Source organism: Shewanella indica (assembly GCF_033842865.1).
Classification (GTDB): domain Bacteria; phylum Pseudomonadota; class Gammaproteobacteria; order Enterobacterales; family Shewanellaceae; genus Shewanella; species Shewanella indica.
The window spans coordinates 840,118-860,930 of record NZ_JAWXXR010000001.1 but is presented as its reverse complement, the minus strand read 5'-3'; the positions used below and the strand labels follow the sequence as shown (position 1 = coordinate 860,930).

Here is a 20,813-nt window from a genome sequence, read left to right as displayed (position 1 = left end):
ACTATCTTAAGTGCTTACTGTGGATAGCTTTAAGCATAGCTTCGCATCTGACTTTCGCGGTTTTTTTGTCGTTATATTAAGCCGAGGTGCTTTGAATGAATTTGGCATTGGTTTTGCTTGATTAGAGGTTGGGACAATTTTCTGACGCTGGATAGAGCCATGAAGAGACTGAAATTTGAGGTATTGAAAGAGGGCAAATTCAAGGCCGCTGCATTGCAACTGACGCTGTGGGTGCTGCTGATAACCACATTGCTGCTGTTTATGCCAAAGTCCTTGCTGGCTCTGTTGCATTTGGAATCCTGGGTAGATACCAATGCCCACTATATTGGCCTGACATTGCTACTGGCTTTGGCCTATATCGGCGCTCTGGCTGTCAACTTTTTGTTGGATGAAGCGATAAGCCGTTTAAGTGAGCGCCGAATCAACGAAATGATTGAAGCTAAGGTGAAGTTGTTGGATCCGGCCGAGCGGGCCTTGTTACGAGAGTTCTTTTTGCAGGGAGCCAGTGTTTTGACCCTGCCGCAAAATGAGGCTCCCGTACAGGCGCTGCTCAAGGCGCATATACTCGAGAGTCTGGGAAATGAACGCCATTACGCTATTCAAGGCCCCACCGCCGAGTACAAGATAGCGATGGCAGCCCGTAAGCATTTAAATCGAAGAGTGTTGCGTCTTCCTCCGGGAGAACCGAGTCAGGAAGAGTTGCAATATCTTATCAAGGCAAGACCGCAATTTATCAATGCTATTGCCCAAGTGCGGAAACACGCGGCTTAATCGCAATAAAAAAGAGGGCAGCCACAGGGCTGCCCAAGCAATACTCAAAAATGTCATTGCATTTAAAAGAACATGGAAGTCAAAGCTAAGGCTTTGCTGACTTTACAATAAACATCCACATAATGTAGGAGATGATCCCGATAGTACTGAAGATAACTATCATCGACAGTAAACCTATGGGGTTTCCGAACATTAGATCTAACCAGAATGCCATCACTGAAATCCTCTTTCTTGTAAAGTCAAAGCTAAACTAATCAAATTTGCTAAAACTGAAGCTGATCTCGATCAACAAATGTTGTCAGAGTTGTTAATTGGGTAAATCGCCTTGTTAAAATATGAGCTGTATCATGTTTTGCTTAAATTAGCTGAGGGAGAAACAAGGGCGTTATTTCGCTGAAGGGAATAGGAGCAAAGGATAATATTCATCACCACATTAAAGGAGTAGGGTGGCTTGGGCTGAGACTGTTCATTGGCAAGGAGCGTGCGATGCAAACATCCCAAGGTCTTTCGAAATTGATATTAAGCCGGTGGCAGTTTTATCTGCTGTTGCTCTTGTTGCTTTACCCCTTGTGGAGCCTGTTACACGGCGGCAGTTATCTCGCCTTTGGTTCTCTATTGGCTGCCTTGATAGTGCTGACTTGGCTCGGTGCCAGACAGCTGTCCAATCTCAAGCGCTTGGAAAATGCCGCCCGTCATCTGGGAGAAGGCGATCTCAGCTATCAGTTGTCGGAGCAGGACGCCGGCATGTTCCATTCTGTGGTCCACGGTATCAACCGTATGGGAGAGGACGTTGGTCGCACCATTCTGTCTTTGGTCAATACTGCCGATACGATGAAGAACGTGGCCATGGATATCAAGTCTATCAGCGATGCCGCCCATACCGGAGTGGAGGAGCAGGAAAAACAAGCTGAATTGGCCGCGACCGCTATGAATCAGATGGTTGCTACCGTACAGGAAGTCAGCCGTAACGCAGCTTGTGCTGCCAATGCCGCGGAGGAAGCCATGCAGGCAGCTCGCAGCGGCGACCAAACCGTCAAAGAGGTGGTACGGCAGATAGATGATATGTCGGCTCAGGTTGAGCAAACCCAGTTAGTTATCGCTCGTCTGGCCGAAGACAGCAACAACATAAGCACCATTATTGACACCATTTCCCAAGTGGCTGAGCAAACCAATCTGTTGGCGCTGAACGCCGCTATTGAGAGTGCCCGCGCCGGCGAGCATGGCCGAGGTTTTGCTGTGGTTGCCGATGAAGTCCGTAGTCTGGCGCAGCGCACATCCACAGCTACAGTCGATATCCAACAGCAGATACTGCAGTTGCAACAGGGTGCCGATGAAGGCGTGAAAGTGATGAGAACCAGTGTCGAGCAGGCCAGTGCCAGCCATGCGATGGCTCATCAGGCGCAGCAGGCATTGGGGCAAATTGTGGCGCAGATTGAAAGCATTACAGATATGTCGCATCAAATAGCGGCGGCTTCGGAACAACAGCAGACAGTTGCCGAAGAGATCAGCAACAATATCTCCTCTATGGCGCAAGTGGCGGTCGAAAATGCCAAAGAAACTCACAGTACCAACCTATCCAGTCTGAAAGTATTCAATATGTCGCAGGAGATCAGTTCCCTGCTTGGGCGTTTCCATGTCGACAAACGGGCGATGGAGCAGTTGGAGAAACGCCATCGCTTTGTTGAGTGGGGGCCGCAGTTGGATCTCGGCATGGAAGAGATTAATCGTCAGCACCAACGTCTGGTATCCCTGATCAATGAACTTCACCGCACTCTGGAAGAAGCTTATGGCCTGGAAGCAATTAAACGCATAGTACAGGGGCTGGTGGATTACACTGCCAATCATTTCGCCTATGAAGAGGAGTTGTTTGCCCGTTTCGGTTACCCGCAGACCGAACAGCACAAGCTTAAGCACCAACAATTGGTGGCTAAGGTACTGGATTTCCAGAAGCGAGTGGCCAGTGGTGAAGATGTTGCCGATGAATTGATGGCCTTCCTTAAATCCTGGCTTATCAACCATATTCAGGGCAGTGACAAGGAGTACACAGGCTTCCTAATTGCCCGCGGAGCCCAGTAGTCAGAGCGAATTTTGTCCAACCGAACAGGATTTTGGTAAACAGGCTCGTAAAGCGCTTGCCATTGAAGTGAGCACAGGTATAATTCCGTTCACTCGCCGATGAGACATCGTCGCGAAACAATCTAAATGTGCCAGAGTGGTGAAATTGGTAGACACAGGGGATTCAAAATCCCCCGCCCTTAAAAGCGTGTCGGTTCGAGTCCGACCTCTGGTACCATCTCTCTCTTAGAGAGAGCCGAAACCGACCTTGAGTCGGTTTTTTCGTTTTTAGCTCCGAGTCAGGTCTGGGCAGGTCTAGGCAGGTCTAGGCAGGTCTGGGCAGGTCTGGGCAGGTCTGGGCAGGTTATTGCGCCACGCGCGTGTCGGCTGGAAGGCCAGCCCCGTCGCTCCGACCTCTGGTACCATCTCTCTCTTAGAGAGAGCCGAAACCGACCTTGAGTCGGTTTTTTCGTTTTTAGCTCCGAGTCAGGTCTGGGTAGGTCTGGGCAGGTTATTGCGCCACGCGCGTGTCGGCTGGAAGGCCAGCCCCGTCGCTCCGACCTCTGGTACCATTTCTCTCTTAGAGAGAGTCGAAACCGACCTTGAGTCGGTTTTTTCGTTTTTAGCTCCGAGTCAGGTCTGGGTAGGTCTGGGCAGGTTATTGCGCCACGCGCGTGTCGGCTGGAAGGCCAGCCCCGTCGCTCCGACCTCTGGTACCATCTCTCTTAGAGAGAGTCGAAACCGACCTTGAGTCGGTTTTTTCGTTTTTAGCTCCGAGTCAGCTCTGGGCAGGTCTGAGCAGGTTATTGCGCCACGCGCGTGTCGGCTGGAAGGCCAGCCCCGTCGCTCCGACCTCTGGTACCATTTCTCTCTTAGAGAGAGTCGAAACCGACCTTGAGTCGGTTTTTTCGTTTTTAGCTCCGAGTCAGGTCTGGGTAGGTTTGGGCAGGTTATTGCGCCACGCGCGTGTCGGCTGGAAGGCCAGCCCCGTCGCTCCGACCTCTGGTACCATCTCTCTTAGAGAGAGCAGAAACCGACCTTGAGTCGGTTTTTTGTGGCTAAAATAAGGCGTTACACACTTTTGCCTTGGTTGGTGTTCGGTGCAAACACTCGTCTTGCCTACCCCTAATCCCTCCCAATTTAACATTCTTTGCAGGGCGCTCCAGCGAAACAGTCACAGTAAATACGTCCATTTCGAGCTAATAGTTGAGGGGGAATCCTTCCCTTTTTAACCTCAGAGCGTGAATTTGGCTATGGTCTTTTGAATACCCACCACATCAGTGCCGCGTTTTAGCTCTTTGACCAGGGGCTCTGTCTGGCCTGAGATCCACAGCCTGAGTTCGGCATCCATATCAAAGCGCCCGGCGGTTTCCACTTCAAAGTGCACTATCGCCTTGTAGGGGATGGAGTGATAACTCACTTTCTTGCCGGTCATGCCCTGTTTATCTATCAAGATCATGCGCTTGTTGGTGAAGACAAAGATGTCGCGTACCAGCTTATAGGCCAGCTGCAACTGTTCGCCGTCGGCCATAATCGGCGCCAGTTCTTCGTTGAGTTTATCCAGATCCACTTCACTGGCATTGCCCATCAAGGCATTTAAAAATCCCATATTTTTCTCCTTAACCTACCAACAGCATTTCACACTTATGGCAGTCGAACACCAGCTTGAACTGCTTGCCACCCAGCTCCATCTCCAGCGGCTCGGCCTTGATCCCCGGCACTTCTTTGGGGCACATGTTGTAGCTGTAACGTATGCAGTGTTTGGTGATCATCAAAGGCGCATCGCCTTTCACCGGCCGCACTTCATAGGCATCACGGATGGATACCACCCCGTGACGGGTATAGAAGTCCTTGGCTTTTTGGTTGGCCACATTGCCAAGATAGGTCAGGCTGCGCTGCGGGAAGCGGGCGCTATCGTCCCGTATCCAGGGCGTGGGTCTTTGATACCCCTGAATGCGCGCTTCGTCCAGGGCTGCAACGGCATCACGGCGCAGGCCATTGATGATGGATGCCGGTACAAAAACGGCTTCGGCATCGCCCAAATCTACCTGTCCGAGACGAAAATCTGTATTGCCCAGCTTGGCGAGATGCTTGCCGAGTGATTCACGGTTGCGGCCAATATCCTTGGCTTGCTGTTTTTCGAAGTCAGCGGTCACTGTCGCCTGATGGCCATGACGGTCGGCAGCGGTCAGCGCCAGACCTGTCTGGGTATTGCTGAGGCTGAAGTCCACCAACAGGGTGCGCTCGGCAGACTCTTTGGCCAGCAGGGCTTCAAAGGCTTGATCTTTGTTGCGATACAAGGTGGCACCGACATAGAGATCTTTCGGCATGTTTTTTAGATACAGGGTGTTGCCCTCGGCGCGGTTGACCCGAAAACCTGTCAGCTTGTCATCCGACAATCTGGCCTTTTGATAATTGGCGGCGAAGAAGCCCAGGCCATCACCGTTGTGGAACTCGGTATCCGAGTCGACCTGGATAAAGTCTTTGCCTATCTTGCTGACTTTGCCGACCTCTATTCCCAAGTATTTCGGGGTGCGGAAGTCGCCGATGTCCGCCTTGCGCTCATTGACAAAGTAGTCCGTCTTGCCGCGGTTAAAGCTCTTGTCAGGATCCGGGGTGAAGCTGTAGCTGCAGCGGCCGTGGGACGAGGGTTCAAACTCGGGCCGACGCGCCATGATAGCATCCAGTTGCTGGCGGTAGTGAGCGGTAACATTCTTGACGTAGCTGAGGTCCTTGAGTCGGCCCTCTATCTTGAAGGAGCGGATCCCGGCGTCGATCAGCGCTTCGAGGTTATCTGTCTGGTTGTTGTCCTTCAGCGACAGCATATGGTCGTTGCTGGCAATAATGTCGCCCTGGCGGGTCTTGAGATTACCCGGCATCCGGCATTGTTGTGAGCATTCGCCGCGGTTGGCACTGCGGTCTGTGTAGGCTTCACTGATATAGCATTGGCCGCTGTAGGCCACGCACAGGGCGCCATGGATAAAGAACTCAAGTCGCATCTTGGTCTCGGCGGCCACGGCGCGAATTTGGCTCAGGCTCAGCTCCCGCGCCAACACTACCTGAGAAAAGCCCACATGCTCGAGAAAGGCGACTTTGGCCGGAACCCGATTATCCATCTGAGTACTGGCGTGCAGTGCAATTGGGGGCAAGTCCAGCTCAAGCAGCCCCAGGTCCTGCACAATAATGGCATCGGCACCTGCCTCGTACACCGCCCAGATCAGGCGCCTGGCTTCTTCCAGTTCATCGTCCAGCAATATGGTATTGATGGTGACAAATACCTGAGCGTGATATTTATGGGCAAACTCACAAAGGCGGGTAATGTCCTCTATGCTGTTACCGGCGGTATGACGGGCACCAAACGCCGGGCCGCCAATATAGACCGCATCTGCCCCGTGGCGAATGGCCTCAATACCGAAGTCGGCATTCTTGGCCGGCGCCATCAGCTCCAACTTGTTATCGGCCAATTGCACCATTTGCTTGGGGGCCGCAGCAGGGGCTTGTGTCTGTTGGCCGGGATTAAAGAGTTCAACACCTGTAGTGGACATGACTTACCGCTCGTCTGGAATTGGCTGAGAAATTTCGGGCACAAATTATAGCAGAGCCTGCCATTCATGATAGGGGAACTGTGACTTATGCCCTGTTTTTGCTGTTTCAGCCGATAATAGCAGTAGAGGCAACACTGCGCCCGACAGTATTCAATACTTGCTGTTGGATAATTAACCTCTAACTCTCAATGTCTTACTAAACTGAGCTTGGTTTGGTGGCATGAGAAGATACTCATACCTGGCAAGGAGTGCTATAGACATGCTTACTCAATCAGAACTCCCGGTAGACTCCCGCCTCCAACTGCAACAAAGAGCCAAAATATGGCTCTTTGTGTCGGGATAACTGCTGATGCGCGCCATTATTATCTAACGTGTTAGCGGCTTTGTTGTGCAGTTTTTACCTGTTGCTTGGTTTTTGTGCAAGTTTGAGCACTTGCTCTAAGGTGAGTCCATCGATTTTTTTACCCACCAGGGCAAAGTCAATTTGACCCGCTTGATCTGAGTGTTTCATCGCGGCCAGAGGACTGTCGAATTCGGCATGTTGGATTTTCATCAAGGCCATCACGAATTCCTGTTTGTCATGAGAATTTAATGTTCTCATGATACTAATAACACCTCGTTGGGTGGATTCTGCACTGCTGCCGTCGAAAACCATGGCTGTTGGCGTAGAGCTGCAAGCTACTAGTCCGGTTAAAAAGACCGCAATTATTATATTTTTCATATGCAAATTTCCGTATGTTGTTACTCATGTGTCTGCTGCTGAGTACTTAAAAGTATGCTTTCAAAAACCTAAGCTTGAGAGAATGCCTGGTTGAAAGCTGATTTTTGTCTATGTTGTTGACTTATATTTTTTATAAAATTACGTGCTTTGCCCAACTTTGAATGTTAGCAGCTTTGTTTCTGAGCGGTAAATGAGTTGTTTTTTTGACGGGTGATTTACTGAACAATAAATCATCTGTCCAACTTCCCAAGGTTGCACTCTTCACAGAGTATTTGCAGATTATTGATATCTAATGCCTTGTCTTTGTGTTTGCTGCGAGGTAGTACATGGTCAACATGCAGCACTATATTGTGTTCGGCTTTAGTACGGTTACACTTTGCACATCTGTGCTCGTGAGTTTGCAGCACCTGATATCTGAGCGCTAGCCAAGCCCTGGATTGATAAAAGTTATCTATGGTTTGGGGCTCAAATTCACTGAGCTGCTCTGGTTGTGTAAAGATGCGGTGGCCCTGTTCGGGGGAAAAGAAGCTGGCTTGAATATCTCCCTGCTCCTGATGCTTGTTGAGCCATTTCCAAATGCCCCGTAAGGCACCTTGTTCACTCTTGTAGCGTCGGGTTCTTATGCTGTCTCCTGTGCGAAAAGTAACTTGAATCTCTAATTCCATTATTTCTCCTATGTGTCTAATTCATTAGGTGTTTTTCAGCATCAAGCGTTTTCCTTTTCCGACAACTCATTACATTCATCGAGTTGTTTGAGAAGCTGAGTTTGTTTTTTGGAGAGCTTAATAATCTTTAATGCTTCCCAGAGCGTGATGGCCGAGCCAATGGCGATTAATAGATAGCAATTGATAGGATTATTGAGCGCCTGGATGAAGGCATCTCCTTCGGCGATAACCAGGCCATAGAGTGCCAAACCTATGAGTAAGATGCCTGGTGCTCCCAGTAGTTGGGTGATTGCCAAAGAGCGCTTGACCTGAGCCAGCTCGGCGTGCAGTTGAGTCTTCATAATGCCTCCTTTGAAGGGAAGGTATAACGTCGGCTGCGGCAGCAGAGAAAACGGCATTCCTGCGGTAATGCTCTGCTATAGCAGAATCTGCCCTGTTGCAGCGCGGAACTCAAGTGATATTTGCCTCTTAAGTTGCCTTCAGGCTAATCCGGAAGCACTATTATCCCCAGAGGCTCTAACAGTTGCTCCTGTTGCCAGGCACAGATCTTGACCCCCTCGAGGTTGACCCGCCTGGGATCGAGTCCATCCAGATCGGCAAAGGTCAGGTCACAGCCCCGCAGATTGACCTGTTGCCAACAGTCGCGGGAGAAGGTGCCGCGGCTGAGGTCGGAGCCCATCAAGGAAGCACCGCTGAGATTGGCATTGCTCCAGTTATTTTCAAACAGCTCGCACTTTTCCAGGCATTGGCCACTCAAATTGGCATAGGCCAGGTTGCAGCCTGAGATATAAGCCGCACAAAAGTACATTTTATGGCTGACTTGATTGTAAAAGCGGGCCCGGGAAAAGTTGGCGCCCTTGAGATCGCATTCCCTGAACTCTATGCCAAAGCAGTTGGCACCGCTGAAGTTAGCTAAAGACAGACGGCAAGCCTTGAAACTGGCATCGCGCAGATCGGCATAGCTGAAGTGGCACCCTTCAACGGCGCCGCTTTCAATGAAACTGCAATCCTCGAAACTGGCATCCCTTAGCTGACAGTGGCTGAAGTCACACTGATAGAAGCGGCAGCGGCGAAAACGGCTGTCACTCAAATCCTGGCGTGAGAAATCCTCTTGTTGAAAAACTTTATCGATAATATCCATACGGCTTCCTTTAATCAGGGAGGGCGCTACCTCTTTCGGCGAACTCTGCCTAGGCAGGCAAATATGGGGTTGGTTCGCGCCTTCCCAACAATCTTTGCAGGCTAACATCGGCACTCTGGAATATCACTAAAAATAAAACCTTTAAAATCATGACTTTGAGAAGTGCTTAAAACGCGATTTTAAGGGGGTAAATCGACATTTTGAGAGCCTTTAGGTGGGCTCCATGCTCAAGGCGTCGTGAAAAATAATGCAAGCCTTTGGTGAGCTGCTGACGTGGCTTGCTGGATGTGAGGACTTTCCTTTCGAATGGTTTTGTTAAAAAATATATAAATACAATGAGTTAATAAGCATTGAAACCCGGGTTTGTATGTTGAACCACCTTTGACAACACTTAAGCTGGGCGCGAGTAAATCCTCGTGACCTTCTTTTTGTCGAGAGTGGCGTGCACAACCATTGGCACTCAAGGCATAGCACTGAAGACCTGCAGAGGTCCTTCCTATAGATATAGTTGTCCGGGGGGGGGGAGTTATGCGCTTACTTTTTCCGCTATTGCTCTATTGTTGCAGTGTGCTGGCGGCTGCGGATCTGAGCCAGCTCAGGTATCTCACTGAAGAATACCCTCCCTACAATTTTAGTTTGGGACAGGGTCAGGTTTCCGGATTCACAACCGACATTTTGCATCTTGTTTGGCGGGAGATGGCGGTTGAGCCGCAACCCATAGAGATATTGCCATGGGCCAGAGGCTACTACCTGTTGGCAAGCCGCGATAACGTGGTGTTGTTTTCCACGGCCCGCATAGATGCCAGGGTTCCCCTGTTTCAATGGGCCTGCAGTCTGGGCACTTTGGAGTTAAATCTGTATGCATTTAAACAGATGGCGCCGAGATTAACCCGCCTGGATGACGCCAAGCGGCTAGTGGTGGTGGCAGTCAGAGATGATGTGGGTGAGCTGTTGCTATTGAGTCATGGTTTTAATCCCGGCTTGTTGGTGCGTACCAGCAGCCTGGAGCAGGCGATTAGGGTGCTCAGTAGTGGCCGAGCCAATTTGTTGTCCAGCAACCGATTAACCTTGGTGAGTACCCTTAAACGGCAAGGCTATGAACCGGACATGATGGCGCCTTTGCTTGAGGTCAGTCATAAGCCTTTGTGTTTTGCATTCAGTGCCGGTATTCCTGCACAATTGGTGAGTGACTTTCAGGCTGTGCTCAACCGTGTTTTGAGCTCGGAAGAGGGGCGGCGTCTGAGGCAGAAGTACTTTGATGAAGAAACCTTGCTCAGCGTTCCCTGAGGCGGGAATGTGAGTTGTCTTGAGGATCCCCTCTGAGCCTTGAGGTAGACTGCAACTCTGTATTTGCAACGGAGTTGTTATGCAAGTTGTCAGCTTTACCGCCATAGGCCATGCCGAAACCCAGTACACAGAATTGGCCAATATGCCGATCCAGGGCAGCAAGGTCGCCGATAACCAAGGGGTCTTGGTGATCCATCCCGACTACGCCGAAGGGTTGGCCGACCTCGATGGTTTTTCCCATGTTTATGTGCTGTTTCATCTGCATCAATGTAAGCAGGGAGCACTCAAGGTTAAACCTTTTCTCGATAATCAATTGCGTGGTGTATTTGCAACCCGCTCACCCAAGCGCCCTAATCCCATAGGCCTGTCGATACTGGAAATTGACCGTTTAGAGGGCAACCGTATCCATGTTAAGGGGATCGATATGCTCAATGGCACTCCCATCATAGATATCAAACCTTATATTCAGGCATTTGATTGCGTGCAAAATACCCGTGATGGTTGGTATGAACAGGGCAAAGATCCACTGCAAACCCTCTCTGATGACAGGTTTGCCTGACACAGAAACCGTTCCTTTTTTATCACCGGAGCAGCATATCCTGGTTGCTCTGGTTTCCTCGCGCCTGGCCACGCCGACATTCTCGCCGCAGTGAGCTGAGCTTTTTATCCGCTTAGTCGGTTTTGACTATGGTGTAAATTTTTTCCCTCTTATTGATTCATATCACTTTGTTGGTGTTTTAACTTGTTTCCAATGGCTGGAATCGTCAAAATCCACCCTCCCGCCAAGGGATCTTAAGGATGCTCTGGCGGCCGCCTCTACTGTATTGACTGTGCTTATCATCGCGGTCGAATTGAATTTAAGTGAGCCCTGGATGGACTCAGGCCTTAAGGCCATCGAAAAGGATTGTTTTGAAAATTGCTATTGTGGTTCAGTTTCCCATTAGGCCGCTGGTTAATCTAGGCCAAACGCTTCCTTCCCCTTTATTTGCTCTGTATACGCACCTGGCAAGCCCCCTTAGCCATGCCAAGTTGTTTTTATGTTTGATGGGTGCTTTGGGGCTATTTCATCATGCCGTTTCGATATACGGACGTGGCTATCTCTTTACTGTTAACAACAGGAGTCTCAAATGACAGCTGCCAAATGGATATTACATTCCCCGAAGCAGGCCGGCGCCCCGCAGTTGCAGCTGTTGACGCCGCTGGCTGATGGCCGTCAGCAATTGCTTTGGCAGTATGAGTTGCCTCAGGCCGAGGATGAAGTGGTGCTGAGCGCCTTCTACAGCGACAGCGAATTTGTGGTCGCCACCTGCTCCGGGCAGATCTATGCCGGTGATATCGAAACCGGGCCTCGGCTGATGGTCAATCTGCCAAATGTCGGCATCTATGGTCATGGTTGGCTGGATAAAGACAGAGGCGAGTTCTGGTATGTGGCCGAGCAGCCAAGAGGGGATGATGAATATCCCTGTCTTCTGGGCTGGTCGCTGGCCGACTGGCGGCCGATTAAGGATATCTGCTTGCCTGAATATCTGGATAATCGCCGCCTTGGCAGCACCATGGTGCGGCGCCGTGACGGTTGTTTTTTATTCTATGAGCGTAAATGCGGCTCTCTGGCGCAGCGGGAGCATGGCTTCTGGTGCATCAATGTGGTCGATGGCCAGAGCCAATTTCACCGGATTGAGGGCAAACCGCTGCTTAAAGGCGTCCGTTGCCCGAGTATACACCTTTGCCCTGAGCGGCAGTTGGCCTTATTGCCTGTGTCTGAGTGTCTGTTGGATGAGAGCGGTGACAGTCCACGCATTGGGTTGCAGTTGCAACTGGTAGCTCTCGAATCCCTTGATGTGCTTTGGCAACAGCCGGTGCTTTGGTTTGACAGTCATGATGGCTTGTTGGATCCGGATGAGTTTTCCACTTTGCTTGAGTCGCTCAGGAGCGGCGAAGATACCTGTGATGAAGATGAGCTGACTGATGCACTCGAAAGCCTGTTTGACGGGCTGAGCGGTATCCGCCTTTGCCGGGATGAAGCCGCTTTTTGGCTGAGTTGGCGCAGTGGCGAGCTGATGAAGGGCTATCTGGCGCCAGAGGAACACTTCCGCCTCAAGGCGGTGTCGCCTCGCTATCGCGCCAACGAATGCCCACTCCCCGGCGACGAAGCCAATCCCTTTGCCCTGGTAGCCTTTGATCACTATGACTATCAATTGACCTCACCTACGGCCAATCGTTTGCTGCTGGTGGGGTTCAAGATATATGCGCTGGATACCAGCACTGTCAGGCCCATGCTGCCTGGGGAAGCCGAGTGCCAGAGTTTACCCTGTTATTTCTGGCCTAAACCTGAGTTGGTGATGAGTGAGCAGCAGAGCCTGGCCCATGGTGAGGCGGGACTCAATCTTATTGAGGCCGATTATCTGGAGCTGGGGGAGTGTTTGCTGGGCAGCGCCAAAGAGATGGTCAGTCGCCTGGCCGACTTACCAAACAGCGCCAAGGGTGAGCGCCTGGAGTGGCGTTTCAGCGACAGACATGGCCGTGAATGGACCGAGGCGCAGTTTGTGGCCGCGCTGATAGCTGTGCCGGGCGGTGCCGAGCTGTTGGCAGAAGCCGTTGAGAAGCTGCTGGCCTATCCGGATGCGGCAAGTCTGCGCAGCGGCGCCGACAAGTCGGCCTTGTCGGACACAGTGCTGGCGCTGGCCGGTGATGACATAGCTTATCTGCCTTTGTTGGCTCGTTATTTTAATATGCTGGCTGATGTTCCAGGCGCGGCTTTCCATCAACAGCACTCAGTGCCGCTTATTCAACGGCGCCACTGCCAGGGGCTGCTCAAGCGCCGCCAATATCGCCGTTTTGTCCAGGATTTGTCCTGGCCGATTTCCCCCGCCTGATTGCAAATCGCAGGAATAACTCAATGAATGCCAATGTAAGAACCAATATCCGCCTGCAACAGGCCAAGCTGTTTTTTATCGGCCCTGAACTTATTCAGGTTATCCAGAGTTCTGCCGAGGCCGACACCCTGTTGTGGCAATGTGAGTTGCCGGGAACCGAGGATGGCGAGCTGGCCTTGTTGCAGTGGCTGGATGACACTCGCTTTCTGGCCTTGGGCCAAAATGGACTGCTTTTTGTCTGCGACTATCAGGCGCGCAGTTGTGAACAGGTGCTGGATTTGCAAATCACCGGAAGCCCAGGGGCCTGGCTCGATAGCCATAACCAGACCCTGTGGGTGGTCGGGCGGGTGGGCATCGCTGCGCGCCGCGGCCACAGCTTGCTCAAGGTCGATCTCGCGGCCATGGAGCCGGTACAGCATTGGCCTGTGAGCGCCGAAATCGAGCCTGAGTCACTGATTCTGACCCGGGATGGACGCGTGGCCTTCTATGGTCGCAATGATCATGAGGGTTACCGCTTCCGCTTTCAGCAACTGGTGTATTTTGACCCGTCAAACGAAACCTGGTCCGAACAGCCTCTGCCGGGGAAACCGGCTCCAGTGCAGGTTTCACCGCGAGATTATTGGTTCCAGAACCGTGCCAACGGCCTTATCACTACCCTGGCCGCCGATGGGGTGAGCCGTCATCAGGCCGAGGGCGAGCCTGTGCGTTACGAAGCCAGGTTGCAGCTGATAGATATGAATCTTGGCCGTCAAGTTGATGCCGGTGTGCGCTTGCTGGCCATGGCCGATATTTGTGATGAATATGATGCCGAAGCGGTTCAGGAGGCGCTGGAGCGGATTGCCGCCGGTGAGATATCCCACCAGGATAACGACGAGTGGCAGCAACTGCTCAACAGCCTGACTTCCAGCTATTTTTGCGAGCAGGAGCAAGTCTTGTGGCTGGGCTGGAAAGGGGGTGTGGTACAAAAGGTGTCGCCGGAGGGCGAGAGGCTTTCCCCTCTGTACCAACTGGGCAGCCAAGATGCGGCGGGACAGTGGCGGCCCTTGAGCCACTATGGTGATGATCTGGTCATGATCAAGGGTGTCGACCAAGGGCGGCTCTGGTTGGCGTTCGGTGATCTCGATGAGCCCAGTCATTACTCGGTCGACATCGGCTCCCAAGCTGCTGTGCCCCAGAGCCTGCTGGCTGGCGAACAGCAAAAGTGCCCGCTCAATTGCCGCAGCTATCAACCCAAGCCTATGCAAATTCCCAGCCAACTGCAGGCCGAGCCTTGCCCCAGTGGCAGGGTGACTCTCTATTGTGACGATCTGACATCAAATCAAGGCAGGCTGCAACTCTTGCAGCAACTACTGGCGGTGCTGCCCCAATTGGAGCAGAGCCTGGGGGAGGCGTGCGGAGCGCCCTTAGCCTCAGTAACCGCCAGAGCCCCCGTTGCAACCAGAGCCACCGTTGCAACCAGAGCCGGTTGGCTTGGCCGCTTGAAACAGAAAATAACCCATAGTGCGGTTACTGAGCCTGGCAGGCTCTGGTTTGCCTTTGTCGATGGTTTGGGGAATCGGCACAGCGAGTACGACTTCTTCCACTATGCCGTGCGTCTGGAGCAGGGGCCTGAGTTGATTGCGGCCATCCTGGCGGCATACTGCCGTCTGCCCCAGGCCAGATGCTTGCTGGGAGCCAAGGGACAGCCAGTGCTGGCCGAGGCTGCCTTGGCGCTCAGCCAGTACAGGCAGGCACTGCCGCAACTCGCGGACTATTTCAATGTTCTCAGCGCCTTGCCCGTGCATCCATTTCATATCAATCGCACCTTGAAAGTGATCTTTGCCGAACATCAGGACTCGCAACAGTTGGCGGCTTTCCTGGCGGCGGTCCCAAGCCCCTATAACGACCCGGAGTTTAAGCTGGCCGAGAAAGGCGACTATGACGACGAATAATTCGATAACAAGGATAACTGGCAGTCGCTGGTATTTTTGAGCAAAGGATAAAGAAATATGTCATTCACAAGTTCGCCGGTTGGCGACGGTAAACTTATCTATATCGATGCGGACAATGGCTGCCCTTGCCTGTATCTCTATGAAGCGGCAGATACGGGCTCGGGTTATCGGCTCATCTGGAGCACAGACTTTCCCATGGCCGAGGGCACTATGCAGGTCAGTGATTGTTTTCATGGGGTGCCGGGGCGTGAGCAGAGCTGCGTTATCTGGGATCAGCAGGGCTGTCTCTACTTGGTGGATCTGGCGCGTCGGCAGCAGGAGTTTTTGGCTCATACCGGGATGGAATATCTCAAAGTCGCGGTATTGAGTGATGGTCGAACCCTGGCATCACTGGGCGAAAATGACCGGCGCTGCTGTTACGATTTAATGCTCTGGCACTGGCTGGAGGACAGGGACCTCTCGCCCTCGGCTGCCATGCAGCTGAATGATGAGGTGGATAATCAGGGTAGCCCTTGGGCCGAGGTCGATGCGACCGGACTGCCGGACAGCATGGGACTGAGTTTTACCGATCGCCTCTATGCCGGGCCGGATAACAGTTTGATCCTGCATTGTCACCGCAGTAGGCGTCGTCGGTCCCAGGCCTGGCAGTTTTTGCTGCGGCTGGACCCTATGGCTGTCGTCGGCAATGATCTTGTGGGCAGTAACCCCGTAGGTAGTGACCCCGTAGGTAATAACATTAGCCAAGTTCAATGGCAGGGCCGTTATTCCGAGCTCTTGCAGGTGGCGGCCATGCCTCTGCCCAATCCGCCGGGGAATGAAGCGCTCTGGGAGTGTGCCCTGGCGCTGGACAGTGAGCGCGGTGAGCTTACCCTGCCGGCCATGGAGTTGAGCCGGGTAGCCGATGCTGAAACCGAGGCGCTGGCGTATCAGTTGCAGCGCATCGACTTGCGCCTTGGCCGCGAGATAGGCCGTTTTTGCGTGCGTCAATATACCTGCGAGCAACTGGCCGATGACGCCGACATGCTGTTGGCCCCGGCCGATGTCGACAATCTCGACTGGCAAGAGGCGCTGGGGCGTTTCTGGCTCCAGCTGGATGATATTGCCTACTGCGATGACGAAGCGGCACTTTGGCTTGGCTGGCATGGCGGCGCGACCCGCAAGGTTTCTCTGGACGGGCAGTGGCGCTCACCCTTGTATCTCCCGGATGGCGAAGATGACTTATACGACGAGGAGGGCATGAAACTCCTCGGCAAGGGAGCTTTGCTGACCGACTGGCATTATCTGTGGCGCGTCAATTCCAACGTCAATCCCAACCCCACTTTGGATCTGGCCAGCCAGATGAACCAAGCGCCCGCCGCCATGGACGCGAGCTTTGCTGTGCAATTACAGCAGACAGAATGGAGCAGCTTCCATGCCCAGGCGCAGGAGCAGGATACAGTTCCCCCTTTGCTTGGTTTTTCGCGAATCGAAGTCAGGGATCTGCAGTCAGCGAGTGCGAGGCTTGAGGTCTTGGACAAGCTGGTGCTGCGGGCATTGACAGATTTTGAATCGCTAAAGTCGGGTAAAGACTTGCGCCTCGGTTTTTATGATGCCGCCGAAAGCTGGGATGAGGCGCGCTTCTTTGAGGCTGTGGCCTTCCAATTGGAGGGCCGGAACTATATGGCGCGTCTGCTGGGGCTATTCATTGCCAATGAGCGGCTCCATTACAGTTACAGCGATCCACATATCAGCAAGCCGGCACTGGCCGACTGTGCGTTGCAATTGGGCTTGGCCGGCAGCCAATATCTGCCGCTGGTGGCCCAATACCTCAACTGTATCGATGTCGATCATGAGCTGTTTTTCCAACAGGATGGCAATCTGGATACCTTGCTCGGCAAGTATGCCGATACCCCTGATGGCGAGGACTTTAACCGCCGCTTGCCATATGAAATGAGCCGTCAGGATGAAGATGATTATCAATGAAATGATGCTTAATTTAGGGGTAATTATCATAAATAACAAAGGGTTGTTTTGTGATTGAGGTTTTGGATTTTGCCCCCTATCCAGAGAGATACGCCCAGGGGGGGCGAATTGGGCCCCAGGTTGCTGAAAGCAAAGTCTGGTATAGGTGGCCCGGTTCTCCATCTATTGCAGATGCGTCCATTCGCTGAAGGCGGCACCGAACTGCTTTGGGCTGCCGAGTTGAGTTCATCCAGTTCTGACTGGCAAGCATTTCGAGGAGGATGAGCAATGGGATTGAGACAATCGGCCAACAGCATGGCTAAGGTGATTAGCGATCTCTTTGTTGAGCCAGAGTTTGGCGGGGCGGCAAAAGCCCGCGACCGGAGTCGCTATTTTATTGCGCTGCTGCCCATGCTGGCTATCCATTATCAGTGGCAACTGGTGTACATGTTCTCACCTTCATTGCTGCTGGCAATTCGAGAGGTCGACTTCTTTATTTCACTGTTGGCTATCTTGGTAACTGGGCTACAACTCAGTATAGGTGCGGGGTTGCTGGCAGCGCATGTTGCTATAGGGCGACGGGCGTTCGGGTATTGGTGCGGTGTGCCGCTGGCATTGGTGAACATCCTGTTCGGCTTCTCCTACCCAAAGCTACTGAGCATGCTTCAGTTTGACAAGATGATGCCTTGGCTGGGCTTGATGTTTGCCTTGGGCTGCGCTGTTGTTTGGCTGGTGGTGCAGTTACTGATCTACCTGTTTCGGCCTCCCTTGGTAAACGTTGAAGCGGAACACCCTTTGCTGGCGCATCGTAAGGGGTGCGCCCCCGATCGTCAGACGCCGGCGTTGGCTTTCTTTCGCAGCAGCATGATACTGGGGCTTTGCAACGGATTGTTTCTCGGATGGCTAACCTTTATGGTGCAAACTTCCGGTTCCCCTGCTTTTGCGTTGCGGTCTTTGCTGCGGCTTGAAGGGCAGGGAACAGGAACGCTCATCATGTTTTGGTTACTGCCCAGCCTCTATTTCGGCTACAGGATTATCAGTCGCAGGGCTCGTAATCTGGGGTGGTCAGTCGCTAAGACGGTATGTTTGATGCTGTTTATTACTCTACTGTTATTACCCGGGAGCGGTGTGGTTTTCGGTCTGGCCCTGTCCTTTATGGATTCCTACGCCAGTTATATCCTTATCACACTCTCTCTGATGCTGCTTTGGGGAGCCACGCTCTCGACTTCACTGCTGAATATGATGCTGCTTTGGCTGGTGCCAAAGGACCCAAGAAGCAGTCGTGAAACCCAGGCCGCCTGGGTGAAGTTGAAGCAGTAGCGAAGCGGCAGACTGGCAGCCTGGTTTTGCCGGCTGTTGGCACTTGGTCTGTCTGGGGCCTCTGTGACTGTGGGCTCCTTTGCTTTTTGAGTCTCTTGGCTTTTATAAATCCCTTGCTTTTATGAATGACACCTCCCAGACAGGGGCAAACTTGCAATCAAGCACATAAATCCTTATGGTCTTAAGCGTTTTATCGTATTTACTGAAATAGTCAGCAATCCATACAAGCTGGACACAAATATATCATCAAGTAACATCTCATTGATTTACGTCACTTTTTGTACGTTTTCCGGATAAATGTAATCGACTGGATGGCGACTTGCGCCTATTTTATCCGGCATGGGCCTCTGCCTGTGATCCCAGCTCCCGAACGGAGACAAACAGAAGAGCAAAAGCATGAAAAAACACTTCGAACTCATAGATAAAGCCACTTTCTTTGGTGCACTGGGCTTGCTGCTTGCGGTGGTGATCCCGCTGGCGCTGTTTCCGGTTGAAGGGGCAGAATGGATAGCTGTTGCCAAGGCGTTTATGACGGATAAGTTGGGTTTTGCTTACCTGTCGCTTGGGCTAGCCGCCTTCTTCTTTATGATTTATATCATCTTCTCGGATATCGGCCAGATTAAGCTCGGCGATGCCGATGAAAAGCCGGAATTCGCCACAGCTTCCTGGGCGGCAATGCTGTTTTGCGGCGGGATAGGCGCCAGTATCCTCTATTGGGGCACGATTGAGTGGGCCTATTACTATCAGCACCCGCCGTTCCAACTTCAAGCCGGCAGTGAAGAAGCGGTGCGCTGGGCCGCGACTTACGGCCTCTTCCACTGGGGGCCTATCGCCTGGAGCATCTATTTGATCCCGGCCATCCCTATCGCTTATTTCTTTTATGTTCGCAGGCAGCCTGTGCTCAAGGTATCGGCGGCCTTGATGCCCGTGATAGGTGAAGGCCGCAGTCACGGCAAGCTCGGTAAGTTTATCGATATATTGTTTATTTTCGGCTTGCTGGGGGGGGCGGCGACAACGCTTGGGTTGGCGGCGCCGCTGATCAACGAAGGTCTGAGTTACCTGTTTGATCTACCATCGACCACGGGTAGCCAGATAGGGGTTTTGCTTCTGTGTACTGCACTGTTTGCCTATTCCTCCTACAAGGGGATGGATGAAGGCATTAAGGTGCTGAGTAATATTAACTTCTGGGGCGCGCTGGCGCTGCTGGCATTTATTTTGTTTGCCGGCCCTACCATCTTTATGTTGGAAACCGGCCTGGACTCTCTGGGACGTATGCTGAGCAACTTCTTTATGATGGCCACCTGGGCCGAGCCTTTCGGTGGTTTGGGCACTTTTGAGAATACCCATTTCCCTCAGGACTGGACCATCTTCTATTGGGCCTGGTGGTTGGTGTTTGCCCCCAGCATGGGCTTGTTTGTGGCGCGGATCTCCCGCGGCCGCACCATCAAACAGATGGTGGCCGGTTCAATTTTCTTCGGCTCCCTGGGCTGTGCCATGTACTTTATGATCTTGGGTAATTTCGGCTTGTCGTTGCAGTTATCCGGTGAGCTGGATGTGGTGGGTATCCTCAATGAACACGGGGCGACCAGGGCAATTTTTGCGATATTGGAGCAGTTGCCGTTCAGCTATCTGGTCATCGCAGTCTTTACGATCTTGTGTATCATCTTTACCGCCACCACCTTTGATTCCATCTCCTATATTCTGGCATCCGTGGTGCAAAACAATGTCACCGAGGAACCACTGCGCTGGAACCGCCTATTCTGGGCCTTTACCCTGTCTTTTATGCCTTCGGTACTGATGTTTATGGGTGGGCTCGCCACCTTGCAGACGGCGGCTATCGTCGGTGGTTTGCCGCTCTTGGTGATAGCCGTGATGCTGATGATGTCCGGGGTCAAGGCGGCCATGCTGGACCTGAGTCATCAGGATGGTTATGAGGATCCCGTGATTAATATTTCGGATCTGCCTGAGGTCGATCCCTGGAGCCGTGAGGGCCAGGCGCTGGCCAAGTTTGAGCAGCTGCGAGACAGTGCCATAGAGGCTGCCGATGCCGAGCGTGAAGCCCTGGATGCCATCTGGGAGCTGAAAAAACAGCTGCGCCGTGAAGCCTTGAGCCGCAGTGAATCGCACCTGGAATTGGGGGATGCGCCCGATGAGTCACTTGCCGAGCTGCAGCGCCTCACAGATGAAGCCATGACGGCGAAGGAACGTAAACTGCAAGCCTCGGAGCAAGCCCAGTCTGCCCGCATTACCTTCAATGAGCTGATGCGGCAGAAACAGGAAGAGGAAGCATTGCAGGCACAGGAAGAGGCCAAGGCACAGATCATTGAACGCCTCAATGGCCGCGACTCGTAACGCTATGGCCCGGTTTGCCGCCCGGGCCTAAAGCGGCAAGAATATTCTTGGCCGGTTATTGGCGATTGGCTCAATCACAGCGATGATCTTCGGGGTGATCTCTACCATTCACTTTAGCCTGCGCAGCATGAGCAGTTTTGATCTCTTGGTGATCCTGGTATTGCTGACAGGTGGCATAGGTTTGTTGCTGCGCTCACTCAAAGGTAACTGA

The 20,813-nt window shown here is 52.5% G+C and carries 16 protein-coding genes, 1 tRNA gene and 1 pseudogene; 11 read left to right on the top strand and 7 right to left on the bottom strand.

Features of this window, described 5'->3' with window-relative positions; all coding sequences use genetic code 11:
• Window positions 1-159 precede the first annotated feature (159 nt).
• Window positions 160-771, top strand: a complete 612-nt coding sequence (locus tag SIL79_RS03985; protein WP_039034972.1) for a superinfection exclusion B family protein — start codon at window positions 160-162, stop codon at window positions 769-771.
• A gap of 85 nt (window positions 772-856) precedes the next feature.
• On the opposite strand, the gene SIL79_RS03980 is transcribed toward SIL79_RS03985, so the two are convergent.
• Window positions 857-985, bottom strand: a complete 129-nt coding sequence (locus SIL79_RS03980; protein WP_071237139.1) for a DUF3149 domain-containing protein — start codon at window positions 983-985, stop codon at window positions 857-859.
• A gap of 272 nt (window positions 986-1,257) precedes the next feature.
• Between SIL79_RS03980 and SIL79_RS03975 the strand changes: the two genes are divergently transcribed.
• A complete protein-coding gene (locus tag SIL79_RS03975; RefSeq protein ID WP_226684232.1) occupies window positions 1,258-2,847 on the top strand; it encodes a bacteriohemerythrin in 1,590 nt (529 codons plus the stop codon).
• A gap of 130 nt (window positions 2,848-2,977) precedes the next feature.
• A tRNA-Leu gene (locus tag SIL79_RS03970) sits at window positions 2,978-3,064 on the top strand.
• Window positions 3,065-4,060: 996 nt separating this feature from the next.
• Here the strand turns inward: SIL79_RS03970 and SIL79_RS03965 are convergent.
• The 6 genes from SIL79_RS03965 to SIL79_RS03940 all read right to left on the bottom strand — a co-directional run bounded on the left by SIL79_RS03965 (window position 4,061) and on the right by SIL79_RS03940 (window position 8,898).
• Window positions 4,061-4,435 (bottom strand): PH domain-containing protein, encoded by a 375-nt coding sequence (locus tag SIL79_RS03965; RefSeq protein WP_319618989.1) that lies wholly within the window; start codon window positions 4,433-4,435, stop codon window positions 4,061-4,063.
• Window positions 4,436-4,445: 10 nt separating this feature from the next.
• A complete protein-coding gene (locus SIL79_RS03960) occupies window positions 4,446-6,299 on the bottom strand; it encodes a peptidase U32 family protein (RefSeq protein WP_252346024.1) in 1,854 nt (617 codons plus the stop codon).
• Window positions 6,300-6,768: 469 nt separating this feature from the next.
• Window positions 6,769-7,092: a DUF6694 family lipoprotein gene (locus tag SIL79_RS03955; protein WP_143078423.1), complete on the bottom strand. Its 324-nt coding sequence runs from the start codon at window positions 7,090-7,092 to the stop codon at window positions 6,769-6,771.
• Between the two features lie 230 nt (window positions 7,093-7,322).
• Window positions 7,323-7,757, bottom strand: coding sequence for an HNH endonuclease (locus SIL79_RS03950; protein WP_052248180.1), 435 nt, complete (start codon window positions 7,755-7,757; stop codon window positions 7,323-7,325).
• 41 nt (window positions 7,758-7,798) lie between these two features.
• The gene (locus tag SIL79_RS03945) at window positions 7,799-8,098 is read right to left on the bottom strand and encodes a hypothetical protein (protein ID WP_039034974.1); all 300 of its coding nucleotides are present in this window, start codon (window positions 8,096-8,098) and stop codon (window positions 7,799-7,801) included.
• Between the two features lie 143 nt (window positions 8,099-8,241).
• Complete coding sequence (locus SIL79_RS03940) at window positions 8,242-8,898, bottom strand: quinolone resistance pentapeptide repeat protein QnrA2 (protein WP_039034975.1); 657 nt, start codon at window positions 8,896-8,898, stop codon at window positions 8,242-8,244.
• A 528-nt stretch (window positions 8,899-9,426) separates the two neighbouring features.
• Here SIL79_RS03940 and SIL79_RS03935 point away from each other — a divergent pair.
• From SIL79_RS03935 to SIL79_RS03900, 8 genes and pseudogenes are all read left to right on the top strand, one after another.
• On the top strand, window positions 9,427-10,185 hold the full coding sequence (locus SIL79_RS03935) for a substrate-binding periplasmic protein (protein ID WP_319618988.1): 759 nt from the start codon (window positions 9,427-9,429) through the stop codon (window positions 10,183-10,185).
• 79 nt (window positions 10,186-10,264) lie between these two features.
• Window positions 10,265-10,744: a tRNA (N6-threonylcarbamoyladenosine(37)-N6)-methyltransferase TrmO gene (gene tsaA / locus SIL79_RS03930; protein WP_020442393.1), complete on the top strand. Its 480-nt coding sequence runs from the start codon at window positions 10,265-10,267 to the stop codon at window positions 10,742-10,744.
• Window positions 10,745-11,312: 568 nt separating this feature from the next.
• Window positions 11,313-13,058 (top strand): hypothetical protein, encoded by a 1,746-nt coding sequence (locus SIL79_RS03925; RefSeq protein ID WP_319618987.1) that lies wholly within the window; start codon window positions 11,313-11,315, stop codon window positions 13,056-13,058.
• Between the two features lie 23 nt (window positions 13,059-13,081).
• Window positions 13,082-14,989, top strand: a complete 1,908-nt coding sequence (locus tag SIL79_RS03920) for a hypothetical protein (protein WP_071476761.1) — start codon at window positions 13,082-13,084, stop codon at window positions 14,987-14,989.
• A 57-nt stretch (window positions 14,990-15,046) separates the two neighbouring features.
• Window positions 15,047-16,951 carry a hypothetical protein gene (locus SIL79_RS03915; protein ID WP_162206524.1) on the top strand — a complete coding sequence of 635 codons (1,905 nt, stop codon included), beginning with the start codon at window positions 15,047-15,049 and terminating at the stop codon, window positions 16,949-16,951.
• A 267-nt stretch (window positions 16,952-17,218) separates the two neighbouring features.
• Complete coding sequence (locus tag SIL79_RS03910) at window positions 17,219-18,250, top strand: hypothetical protein (protein WP_039034980.1); 1,032 nt, start codon at window positions 17,219-17,221, stop codon at window positions 18,248-18,250.
• A gap of 396 nt (window positions 18,251-18,646) precedes the next feature.
• Window positions 18,647-20,602, top strand: a complete 1,956-nt coding sequence (locus tag SIL79_RS03905; RefSeq protein ID WP_039034981.1) for a BCCT family transporter — start codon at window positions 18,647-18,649, stop codon at window positions 20,600-20,602.
• A gap of 31 nt (window positions 20,603-20,633) precedes the next feature.
• Window positions 20,634-20,813: pseudogene (locus SIL79_RS03900) on the top strand (hypothetical protein); the annotation flags it as partial.

What these genes read in the sequence shown, in the direction of transcription:
- SIL79_RS03985 (WP_039034972.1), top strand. Translation starts at nt 160, where the DNA reads ATGAAGAGACTGAAATTTGAGGTATTGAAAGAGGGCAAATTCAAGGCC.
- SIL79_RS03980 (WP_071237139.1), bottom strand. Translation starts at nt 985, where the DNA reads ATGGCATTCTGGTTAGATCTAATGTTCGGAAACCCCATAGGTTTACTG.
- SIL79_RS03975 (WP_226684232.1), top strand. Translation starts at nt 1,258, where the DNA reads ATGCAAACATCCCAAGGTCTTTCGAAATTGATATTAAGCCGGTGGCAG.
- SIL79_RS03965 (WP_319618989.1), bottom strand. Translation starts at nt 4,435, where the DNA reads ATGGGATTTTTAAATGCCTTGATGGGCAATGCCAGTGAAGTGGATCTG.
- SIL79_RS03960 (WP_252346024.1), bottom strand. Translation starts at nt 6,299, where the DNA reads ATGGTGCAATTGGCCGATAACAAGTTGGAGCTGATGGCGCCGGCCAAG.
- SIL79_RS03955 (WP_143078423.1), bottom strand. Translation starts at nt 7,092, where the DNA reads ATGAAAAATATAATAATTGCGGTCTTTTTAACCGGACTAGTAGCTTGC.
- SIL79_RS03950 (WP_052248180.1), bottom strand. Translation starts at nt 7,757, where the DNA reads ATGGAATTAGAGATTCAAGTTACTTTTCGCACAGGAGACAGCATAAGA.
- SIL79_RS03945 (WP_039034974.1), bottom strand. Translation starts at nt 8,098, where the DNA reads ATGAAGACTCAACTGCACGCCGAGCTGGCTCAGGTCAAGCGCTCTTTG.
- SIL79_RS03940 (WP_039034975.1), bottom strand. Translation starts at nt 8,898, where the DNA reads ATGGATATTATCGATAAAGTTTTTCAACAAGAGGATTTCTCACGCCAG.
- SIL79_RS03935 (WP_319618988.1), top strand. Translation starts at nt 9,427, where the DNA reads ATGCGCTTACTTTTTCCGCTATTGCTCTATTGTTGCAGTGTGCTGGCG.
- tsaA (WP_020442393.1), top strand. Translation starts at nt 10,265, where the DNA reads ATGCAAGTTGTCAGCTTTACCGCCATAGGCCATGCCGAAACCCAGTAC.
- SIL79_RS03925 (WP_319618987.1), top strand. Translation starts at nt 11,313, where the DNA reads ATGACAGCTGCCAAATGGATATTACATTCCCCGAAGCAGGCCGGCGCC.
- SIL79_RS03920 (WP_071476761.1), top strand. Translation starts at nt 13,082, where the DNA reads ATGAATGCCAATGTAAGAACCAATATCCGCCTGCAACAGGCCAAGCTG.
- SIL79_RS03915 (WP_162206524.1), top strand. Translation starts at nt 15,047, where the DNA reads ATGTCATTCACAAGTTCGCCGGTTGGCGACGGTAAACTTATCTATATC.
- SIL79_RS03910 (WP_039034980.1), top strand. Translation starts at nt 17,219, where the DNA reads ATGGGATTGAGACAATCGGCCAACAGCATGGCTAAGGTGATTAGCGAT.
- SIL79_RS03905 (WP_039034981.1), top strand. Translation starts at nt 18,647, where the DNA reads ATGAAAAAACACTTCGAACTCATAGATAAAGCCACTTTCTTTGGTGCA.